Source organism: Pseudoxanthobacter soli DSM 19599, from assembly GCF_900148505.1.
Lineage (GTDB): Bacteria > Pseudomonadota > Alphaproteobacteria > Rhizobiales > Segnochrobactraceae > Pseudoxanthobacter > Pseudoxanthobacter soli.
Genome location: NZ_FRXO01000002.1, coordinates 729,197 through 737,595 on the forward strand (window position 1 = coordinate 729,197; position 8,399 = coordinate 737,595).

Sequence of the window (8,399 nt, forward strand, 5' to 3'; positions counted from 1 at the left end):
GCGGTCCGGCGGCGTGCGCCGCCGAACCCTGTCAGAGGCGGAGCCGGGGATCGAACCCGGTCCGCCCCGTTCACGCGACGGCCGCCGGCAAAGCCGGGCAAGACAAGGCCCGGCAAGGAAAAGCCCGGCAGAGCCGCCGCTTCCTGCGTCAGGTCAGGGCTTCGGCACGAGCTTCAGCCCCGGGGCCGGCGTCTCGTAGTCGTCCGCGTCCTTGCCGGCTGCCGGGATTTCGATCCAGCGCTCGGAACCCTGCTCGCATTCCTGAATGACCGGGAAATAGAGCGTGGTGCCCGGCTTCAGGTCGCTCGTGAGATAGGCGCGCAGCACGAACTCGTCGTAGTAGGAATCCGGCAGGTTGCCGCCCTGCCAGACGACTTCCTTCACGCCGGAATCGACCTTTTCGCCATAATAATCATAGGCCTTTCCATAGGGCCCCTTCACGGTCTCGATGGTCCAGCCGGCATGCGGCATCGGCTTGACCGCGATGACGCCGTCCGGGATCTGAACGCGGACCTTGGTCGTGGGCGAACCCGCGCAGCCATGGCCGACGCGGAAGACCGCCTTGTAGGCGCCCGGCACGGAGGCTTCGCCGACTTCGAGGGTGATGTGGGCGCTCGCGGCGACGGTGCCCATGGCGAGAAGGCCGCAGGCGAGCGTGAACGACTTCAACATGATGGTTCCAATCGAGGGCAGAGGCCGGAACGCGCCCAGTCGGCTCGACCGTTCCGGCGGGAAAGAACGCCTCCGCTCCCACCGTCCGGAAAGGATGCGGTGATGCGATCCGGCCGGCCGAGCGCGAGGTTCGGCAGCACCGTGACGATGGGACGGAGGAAGGACGGGAAATCGCGTGCAGCCGGAGAAAACGGCGCACGCCGCTCGTCAGGCCGTGCCGGGCGGTCCGCGTGTCGTGCGCGGAGATCGCACGGACGGGAGGGGCACGGGTGCTTCGTCCGAGACCGGCTGCGGCCGGTCGTCGACGCGCATCTGGAACGGCAGCGGATCGACCGTGGGCAGCGTGGCGGAGGCGATGGCCAGCATCGCGCAGCCGGGCAGGCAGCAATCGAGTAGGCCGCCGCGGTGGTGATCCGCCGCAGGCAGCGTGGACCCTGCCGGATCCGTTTCCGCGGTTTGGGGGCCGAAGGCGTGGGTGTCTTGGGTATGGGTGTCTTGGCTGCGGGTGTCTTGGATATCGGCGCCGGCAAGCGGCCACGCTTCGGCCGGGGAGAGAAGGTCCCCGGCCGTGTCGTGGGTACAGATCACCGCACCGATATAAAACGCGTCGTCGGGCGAGGCGGCGAAGGCCGGCGGCGCCGCCTGAACGCCGAGCATGAGCCCGATCAGGAGGGATTGGGTAAAGACCAGCCAGGCCAGCGAGGAGGCGATCCAGCGGCGCCGGCCGTGCGCACGCCCGCGCGCAGCGGGAGCGGACCGGGTGCCGAAACGTCGCTTGCAAACGCTCAATGCGCATCGCCCTCCGGCGCGCGGCCGGAGCAGGGTAGCGAGGAACGGCAGGGGCGCTGGCACGCGGCCTGTCTCCCACAAGCGGGCCTGAACTTGCGAACTGGTATCATGGTCGTTCCCGGATGTAACCGGACTTCCCGTCGCACGCGGGTCGCGAGCGGCCGGTGGGCATCACCGTTCACCATCGGATCGCGGGCCCAACCGGCAGGAGGCGCATAGGGATGTGACGTACAGCCATGTGACGCGCCGACAAGAATGGCACGGGCAGGAGGCGGGGGATGGCAGGGGATGGAAGACGCAGCCTTGCCCTGCGCCGCGCGCTCTTGCCCGGCGCGGACATTTCGCGCACAGAAGAGCCGCGCCCGTCGCTGCCGGCGCCCTCCGCCCGGTCGCGCCCCCGGGGCGGTTCGTTGCGAAATCCGATCGACGGCGCCCGAAGCGAACACCATGGCCTCCCGACCGCTGCCGCAGCCGCCGCTGCTGCACCCTGCCGCCCGCGAGACGCACCGCAGCATTGCCGGCCTCGTCGAAGCCGGCTTCGTCGTGCCCGAGCGGCTCGCCGGCCTTGAGGCCGTCGCCGCCCGCTATGCCGTCTCGGTGACCGCCGACATGGTGGCGCTCATCGATCCCGCGGACCCGGCCGACCCCATCGCCCGCCAGTTCGTCCCGGCGGCGGAAGAGCTCGAAACCACGCCGGAAGAACGCGCCGATCCGATCGGCGACCACGCGCACAGTCCGGTCGAAGGCCTCGTGCATCGCTATCCCGACCGCGTGCTCCTGAAGTTCGTTCATGTCTGCCCGGTCTATTGCCGGTTCTGCTTCCGCCGCGAGATGGTCGGTCCCGATGCCGGGGCCGGGCTCGGTCCCGAGGCTCTCGCCGCCGCGCTCGCCTATATCCGTGACAGGTCGGAGATCTGGGAGGTCGTCGTCACTGGCGGCGATCCGCTGATCGCATCGCCGCGACGGCTGGCGGAGCTCGTCGCTGCACTCGGCGCCATCGAACATGTGAAGATCGTGCGTTTCCACACCCGCGTGCCCGTGGTCTCGCCGGAGCGCATCACCCCGGCGCTCGCGACGGCGCTGCGTTCGCCCGGCCTTGCCACCTACGTGGTGCTGCACGCCAACCACGCGCGCGAACTCACCCCGGCAGCGCGGGAAGCCTGCGGCCGGCTGATCGACGCGGGCATCCCGATGCTCAGCCAGTCGGTGCTGCTCAGGGGCGTCAACGACGAGGTCGAGGTGCTGGGTGCGCTGATGCGGGCCTTCGTCGAGACACGCATCAAGCCCTACTACCTGCACCATGGCGATCTGGCGCCGGGAACCGCCCGCTTCCGCACCACCATCGGCGAAGGCCAGGCGCTGATGCGGGGTCTGCGCGGCCGCTGGTCGGGGCTCTGCCAGCCGCATTATGTGCTCGATATCCCCGGCGGCTACGGCAAGGTGCCGGTCGGCCCGGCCTATCTGCAATGCGACGAGGCCGGGCGGCATCGGGTGGAGGACCCGCAAGGCAAGCTTCATTCCTATCCGCCCATGGATGACACGGCTGATTGAGCAAACAGGTTCTCCGAGAAGGCGATTTCCGGATTCCCTTTCTGCGCACTGGCAGAACTCCGAGTCCCTGCGCTTTGCGGGCCGGTCCGGCCGAAGCTAGGATCTTGCCATCGGAGACCGGCCCTGCCGCTCCGTGGCAATGGCGGCGGCGCACGCCCACCATATGGGCACGGGCGCTTCGGGAGGACATCATGGACAGGCCAATCGCACCCCGCGCTCCGGCGTGCCACGCCCGGCCCAGCTACACTCGTCGGGGACGCGCATGAAACGCCTCATCGTGCAGGGTCTCGATGGTTCCGGTCCGGGTCACTGGCAGCGGATCTGGCTGGAAGAGGATCCGGACGCCTTCGCTGTCGAGCAGGAAAGCTGGTCCGCGCCGACATTGAACGTCTGGCTCTCCCGGCTCGAGGCCGCGGTAAACGCGCATCCAAACTCGCTCATCGTGGCCCACAGTCTCGGAACGGTGCTGCTGGCCCATCTGGCGCGGAGACGGCCGGACCTCTCGGTCGCGGGCGCGCTTCTGGTAGCGCCGGCCGACGTCGATTGTCCCAACTGCGCGCCGGACCGGATTCGGGGCTTCGCCCCCCTCCCCGTCGAGCCGCTGCCGTTCCCCACCACTGTCGTCGCCAGCCGGAACGACCCCTACATGGCCTTCGAGAGGGCGCGTTTCCTCGCTGGGGCCTGGGGGGCCGATCTCGTCGATCTCGGCCGCGCCGGTCATATCAACGTGGCGAGCGGTTTCGGCCGCTGGCCGCGCGGCTACCGGCTGGCGGACGCACTGGAGCGCCGCTCGCGTCCCGCGCGCCCTGCCGCTCAGGAGGCCGGGCTCGGCGCCTGAGGGCGGCTGATCGTTTCCTCCGGGCGCTGCTCCATCCAGGTCAGCAGAGCGTCGAGTGCGGGGCAGAGCGACTGGCCCCACGCCGTCAGGCCATACTCCACCTTCGGCGGCACCTGCGGATGCACGATGCGCCGCACGATGCCGTCCTTCTCCATCTGGCGAAGCTGCTGGGCGAGCATCTTCTGCGACACGCCGGGAATCGCGCGCTCAAGATCGGAAAAGCGCAGGATCCGGCCGCCGAACAGGTGGAACAGGATGACGAGCTTCCAGCGCCCTTCCAGCATAGTGAAGGCATTCTCGACACCCTCGGCGGCAGACGCGGCCGTATAGTCCACCTTACCCACAAGTCAGTTCCTTACTTTTTCGTGCGTTCTTGTCATTCATTCCGGCGGGTAACACATTCCGCTCATGTTCGGGAGCGTCGTTCGTCTTCATGGACGTGATGACGTTTTCGCAGAACATGCCGCAAAGGATGAAACGAAATGTCGATGGACCTGCCACCTCCTGTCGCCGCCTACTTCGCTGCCGATGGCGGCGACGGCGCCGCCGTAGCCCTGTGCTTCACGGACGACGGCGTCGTCAAAGACGAAAGCCGCCTTCACCGTGGCCACGCCGCGATCGCCGCGTGGAAGAGCGCGGCTTCGGCGAAATACAACTATAGAAGCGAGCCGCTTGCGGCGGAACAGGCCGGTGGCGACACCCTCGTGACCGCGCGCGTCGCCGGCGACTTCCCCGGCAGCCCGATCGAGCTGCGCTACCGCTTCGCGATCGAAGGCGGTCGCATCTCCACGCTGGAGATCGGAGCATGAGCTTCGATCTCGGCCTCGCAGGGCGGCGAGCTCTCGTGACGGGCGGCACCAAGGGCGTCGGCGCTGCCGTGGTGAAGTCGCTCCTGGACGCCGGCGCACGGGTGGTGGCAACCGCCCGCTCGCTTCCGAAGGATCCGCCCGACGGAGCGGTCTACATCGCGGCCGACGTCACCACCGCCGCAGGCTGCGCGGCTGTCGCGGCGGAGACATTATCGCGGCTCGGCGGGCTCGATATCCTCGTCAACGTGCTCGGCGGCTCCACGTCGCCGCCCGGTGGCTTCGCGGCACTCGGCGACGATGAGTGGCAGGCGGAACTCGATCTCAACCTGATGCCGGCCGTGCGCCTCGATCGGGCGCTGCTTCCAGCGATGCTGGCGCAGGGTTCGGGCGTCATCGTCCATGTCACGTCGATCCAGCATTTGCTGCCGCTGCCGGAATCGACCACGGCCTATGCCGCAGCCAAGGCCGCGCTCGCAACCTACAGCAAGAGCCTTTCCAAGGAGGTCTCGCCGAAGGGCGTCCGCGTCGTGCGGGTGGCACCCGGATGGATCGAGACCGAAGCCGCCGTCGCATTCGCCGAACGCCTCGCCGCGGAGGCCGGCACCGACTACGAGGGCGGCAAGGCCATCATCATGCGGTCTCTCGGCGGCATTCCGCTCGGGCGCCCGGCGAAGCCGTCCGAGGTGGCAGACCTGATCGCCTTCCTGGCGTCGCCCCGTGCCGGCGCGATCACCGGCAGCGAACACCTGATCGACGGCGGCACCGTCCCCACGGCCTGATACGGGCCACCGGAGGGCTCGCCGCGCGGTCCGGCGGGTGGCGCCGCCGCGGTGGGGCCATGCGGTCGCGAGACCGGTCAGCTCTGACCGTCCGCGGCCGCCTCCAGAGCGGCGATATCGAATTTCACCATCGTCAGCATCGCCTCAGCCACCCGCGCAGCCTTTTCGCGGTCGGAATCGCCCATCAGCTCGCCGAGCCTTTTCGGCACGATCTGCCAGCTGAGCCCCCAGCGGTCGCGCAGCCAGCCGCATTGCTCGATCTGACCGCCCTCGGCGAGGGCTTCCCAGAGCCGGTCGAGTTCGGCCTGGTCCTCGCACTCCAGCATGATCGAGAAGCTGTGGTTGAAGGGATCGAGCGGTCCTGCCTCGATGGCCTGATACCGCTGGCCGCCAAGGGTGAAGCCAGCGATCTTGACGCTACCGGCCGGGCCGGCGGGACTTTCGGCCGGCAGGGTCGTCGTCCAGTCGAGCGAAGACCCCGGAACGAGGCGGGTATAGAGCCGTAGCGCGGCGTCCATGTCGGCCGCGAACCAGAGATGCTGACAAACCTTGGTCATGGTGCCTCCTGGGTGGATGTCACGACGACGGCGGCGCGATCGGCGACGAGGCAGATGCACGCGACCTCGCACCGCTGCGTCGTGATCCTTCCGCACGGCCCGCCCGCCCCCGGGGACGTGTCGTCACCGGCATGATGTCCGGCCTTCATGGTCCGGGCGCGCGTCGCCCGCGCCCGGCATCGAAGGACGGTTCGTCCGCCTCAAGTCGTACGCGGCCCGACCAGGGCGAAGGCCACGCCCTGTGGGTCCTCGGCGACGATGATGAATTCGCCGCCCGGCACCTCCGCCGGTCCATGCAGGACCCTGCCCCCGCCCGCGGTCGTCTTCGCTGCGGCAACATCGATGTCGGCGACGCCGAAATAGAACGTCCACGCCGGTGCGGGCTGTTGCGGCTGGGCACGCATCAGTGCCCCGAAGGTATGGCCGCCATGATCGAGCAGCTGATAAACGCCGAGGTCGCCCATCGGCATCGCTTCGCCCTTCGTCCAACCGAAATGGCGGGAATAGAAAGCGAACGCAGCCTCCGGGTCGGTGGTCGAAAGCTCGTTCCAACGGGTGTGGCCCGCCTTGTCAGGCGAGAACGCCGGACTGTCATGTTCCATCGCGCCGCGCATGATGGTGAAGACCGCCCCCTGCGGGTCGGCGATGACGGCGAAGCGGCCGACATTCGGGATGTCCGTGGGCGGCACCAGGAGTGTCGCGCCATCAGCCACGAGCGCGGCGGCCGCCGCATCGACATCCCGGACCGCGACATAGCCGATCCAGGCGGGCGTGGCGCCCCCCTCGGGCAGCGCCATCAGACCGCCGGCATCCTCGTCACCGGTGGAAAAGATGTGATAGCCACCGGCCACGCCGGCATCGAACGGCCGGGACTGCCAGCCCACCACATCGCCGTAGAATGCGGCGGCCGCGTGCGGATCCGCCGTCATCAGCTCGTACCAGATGAAGTCGCCATGTTGCGTCGTCATGAAGCCCTCTCCGCGTCGCTCCCGTCGAGGCGTCTCCGGGGGGACGCGGGACAGGCGCGATTCTCGGTGTGTCTTGGACCGCCCGGATAAATGCACGTCAGATGTCGCCGCGACGCCGCGGCGGATGGGGCGCATCCACCGTCCTGCGGCAGACCGGCCTTTCGTCATCGCTGCGCAGCGGAGCTGGTTAGCCGGAGCACGTCCCGTCGATATCGCCTGCGTCGCAGCTGAGAGGTCGGAACCTCTCGCGTTCAGGTCACGCCAACCTGAACGGCAGGGATAGGCGCCGGGCCTTGGATCGGTCGCGACGTCTCGTCGAACGGATGAGTCCGTCCGACGGGATGGTACTCTAGGCGTCGAGGATGGTGGAGAAGCCACCGAAGATCATGCGCTTGCCATCGAACGGCATGTTCGCGAACGCCCTGGTGCGGTCGTCCGTCTTCATCTTTTCATGGGCGGCATCACGGACCTCGCGGGATGGATACTCGATCCAGGCGAAGACGATCACTTCTCCCTCTTCGGCTTTCACCGCGCCGCGGAAATCGGTGATCTTGCCGTCGGGAACGTCGTCCCCCCAGCATTCGACGACACGAGCGGCGCCGAACTCCTTGAAGAGCCTGGCGGCTTCCTCCGCCATCGCCCGATAGGCCGCCTTGTTGGCGGCCGGCACGGCGACGACGAACCCGTCGACATAGGACATTTCCACCTCCCTCCAGACGCTGGCCGGCGATCATTAGCCGGCTCTTTTCTTCCAGCAACCGCCTCGGCTGGCCATCGCGACTTGCCGTTCGATCCCGCCGCCAAGCCCACCGCCCTGAAACTCAATCGAGACGGCGGCGGAGCGACTTCTTGAGTTGATATCAACGTTTCAGATCGCGCATGTCAACCTCCGCGATGGCGAGGGAGATCAGATGTCGGGATTTTGATCGCGCCCGGTGCGGCTGATGCCGGGGATTCGAGCCTGCCGCGTCTCGTCCGTCGTGCTCGATGGCTGCCGGCGAGTTGAATGCTGCGCGACCGTATCGGCCTCTTCGGCGGCTGATGTCCGCCGGTTCCGGGCTGCCTGTGGTCACGCCCGGCTGCTTAAGCGTACTTGTTTTGTTCTTATTATTAGCGAACAGGCCGCCTTTCGGCAGCCGCCACGGCTTGTCTGGCTGTGTTTTGCTTTTTGATATGGTTGCGGGGGCAGGATTTGAACCTGCGGCCTTCAGGTTATGAGCCTGACGAGCTACCGGGCTGCTCCACCCCGCGGTGTTGTTTGATTGTGGAGAGGAAAGACGTGCTTAGCGGGCCTGGCGGCGCCCTACTCTCCCGCATCTTAAGATGCAGTACCATTGGCGCAGAGGGTTTTAACGGCCGAGTTCGGAATGGGATCGGGTTGGGGTCCCTCGCCATAGCCACCAGGCCGGCGAAGCACGTGAGCGGAAGTGATCTGG

General features: G+C 67.8%; 10 protein-coding genes, 1 tRNA gene and 1 rRNA gene. 4 read left to right on the forward strand and 8 right to left on the reverse strand.

Features of this window, described 5'->3' with window-relative positions:
- Positions 1-153: 153 nt before the first annotated feature.
- Both BUF17_RS07615 and BUF17_RS07620 read right to left on the reverse strand, forming a co-directional pair.
- Positions 154-672: a YcnI family copper-binding membrane protein gene (locus BUF17_RS07615; protein ID WP_073627061.1), complete on the reverse strand. Its 519-nt coding sequence runs from the start codon at positions 670-672 to the stop codon at positions 154-156.
- 207 nt (positions 673-879) lie between these two features.
- A complete protein-coding gene (locus BUF17_RS07620) occupies positions 880-1,461 on the reverse strand; it encodes a hypothetical protein (protein ID WP_073627063.1) in 582 nt (193 codons plus the stop codon).
- 447 nt (positions 1,462-1,908) lie between these two features.
- Here BUF17_RS07620 and BUF17_RS07625 point away from each other — a divergent pair, with 447 nt between their 5' ends.
- Together BUF17_RS07625 and BUF17_RS07630 are read left to right on the forward strand one after the other, a co-directional pair.
- Positions 1,909-3,012, forward strand: coding sequence for a lysine-2,3-aminomutase-like protein (locus BUF17_RS07625; RefSeq protein WP_084564216.1), 1,104 nt, complete (start codon positions 1,909-1,911; stop codon positions 3,010-3,012).
- 262 nt (positions 3,013-3,274) lie between these two features.
- A complete protein-coding gene (locus tag BUF17_RS07630; RefSeq protein WP_073627065.1) occupies positions 3,275-3,850 on the forward strand; it encodes an RBBP9/YdeN family alpha/beta hydrolase in 576 nt (191 codons plus the stop codon).
- On the opposite strand, the gene BUF17_RS07635 is transcribed toward BUF17_RS07630, so the two are convergent.
- A complete protein-coding gene (locus BUF17_RS07635) occupies positions 3,826-4,134 on the reverse strand; it encodes a winged helix-turn-helix transcriptional regulator (protein WP_084564254.1) in 309 nt (102 codons plus the stop codon). The genes BUF17_RS07630 and BUF17_RS07635 overlap by 25 nt on opposite strands.
- Before the next feature lie 204 nt (positions 4,135-4,338).
- Here BUF17_RS07635 and BUF17_RS07640 point away from each other — a divergent pair, with 204 nt between their 5' ends.
- The gene (locus BUF17_RS07640; RefSeq protein WP_244530801.1) at positions 4,339-4,659 is read left to right on the forward strand and encodes a nuclear transport factor 2 family protein; all 321 of its coding nucleotides are present in this window, start codon (positions 4,339-4,341) and stop codon (positions 4,657-4,659) included.
- Positions 4,656-5,438, forward strand: a complete 783-nt coding sequence (locus BUF17_RS07645; protein ID WP_073627071.1) for an SDR family oxidoreductase — start codon at positions 4,656-4,658, stop codon at positions 5,436-5,438. Before BUF17_RS07640 ends, BUF17_RS07645 begins: the two co-directional genes overlap by 4 nt.
- Positions 5,439-5,515: 77 nt before the next feature.
- Here BUF17_RS07645 and BUF17_RS07650 read toward each other — a convergent pair whose 3' ends face one another.
- From BUF17_RS07650 to rrf, 5 genes are all read right to left on the reverse strand, one after another.
- Positions 5,516-5,995 carry a VOC family protein gene (locus BUF17_RS07650; RefSeq protein ID WP_073627073.1) on the reverse strand — a complete coding sequence of 160 codons (480 nt, stop codon included), beginning with the start codon at positions 5,993-5,995 and terminating at the stop codon, positions 5,516-5,518.
- Positions 5,996-6,195: 200 nt separating this feature from the next.
- Positions 6,196-6,963 (reverse strand): VOC family protein, encoded by a 768-nt coding sequence (locus BUF17_RS07655; protein WP_073627075.1) that lies wholly within the window; start codon positions 6,961-6,963, stop codon positions 6,196-6,198.
- Positions 6,964-7,312: 349 nt separating this feature from the next.
- Positions 7,313-7,663, reverse strand: coding sequence for a DUF1428 domain-containing protein (locus BUF17_RS07660; RefSeq protein WP_073627077.1), 351 nt, complete (start codon positions 7,661-7,663; stop codon positions 7,313-7,315).
- A gap of 474 nt (positions 7,664-8,137) precedes the next feature.
- Positions 8,138-8,214: transfer RNA gene (locus BUF17_RS07665), tRNA-Met, on the reverse strand.
- Between the two features lie 39 nt (positions 8,215-8,253).
- Positions 8,254-8,368, reverse strand: a 5S ribosomal RNA gene (gene rrf, locus BUF17_RS07670).
- Positions 8,369-8,399 lie beyond the last annotated feature (31 nt).

Coding starts and splice junctions, on each gene's coding strand:
- BUF17_RS07615 (WP_073627061.1), bottom strand. CDS start 672: ATGTTGAAGTCGTTCACGCTCGCCTGCGGCCTTCTCGCCATGGGCACC.
- BUF17_RS07625 (WP_084564216.1), top strand. CDS start 1,909: ATGGCCTCCCGACCGCTGCCGCAGCCGCCGCTGCTGCACCCTGCCGCC.
- BUF17_RS07630 (WP_073627065.1), top strand. CDS start 3,275: ATGAAACGCCTCATCGTGCAGGGTCTCGATGGTTCCGGTCCGGGTCAC.
- BUF17_RS07635 (WP_084564254.1), bottom strand. CDS start 4,134: ATGCTGGAAGGGCGCTGGAAGCTCGTCATCCTGTTCCACCTGTTCGGC.
- BUF17_RS07640 (WP_244530801.1), top strand. CDS start 4,339: ATGGACCTGCCACCTCCTGTCGCCGCCTACTTCGCTGCCGATGGCGGC.
- BUF17_RS07645 (WP_073627071.1), top strand. CDS start 4,656: ATGAGCTTCGATCTCGGCCTCGCAGGGCGGCGAGCTCTCGTGACGGGC.
- BUF17_RS07650 (WP_073627073.1), bottom strand. CDS start 5,995: ATGACCAAGGTTTGTCAGCATCTCTGGTTCGCGGCCGACATGGACGCC.
- BUF17_RS07655 (WP_073627075.1), bottom strand. CDS start 6,963: ATGACGACGCAACATGGCGACTTCATCTGGTACGAGCTGATGACGGCG.
- BUF17_RS07660 (WP_073627077.1), bottom strand. CDS start 7,663: ATGTCCTATGTCGACGGGTTCGTCGTCGCCGTGCCGGCCGCCAACAAG.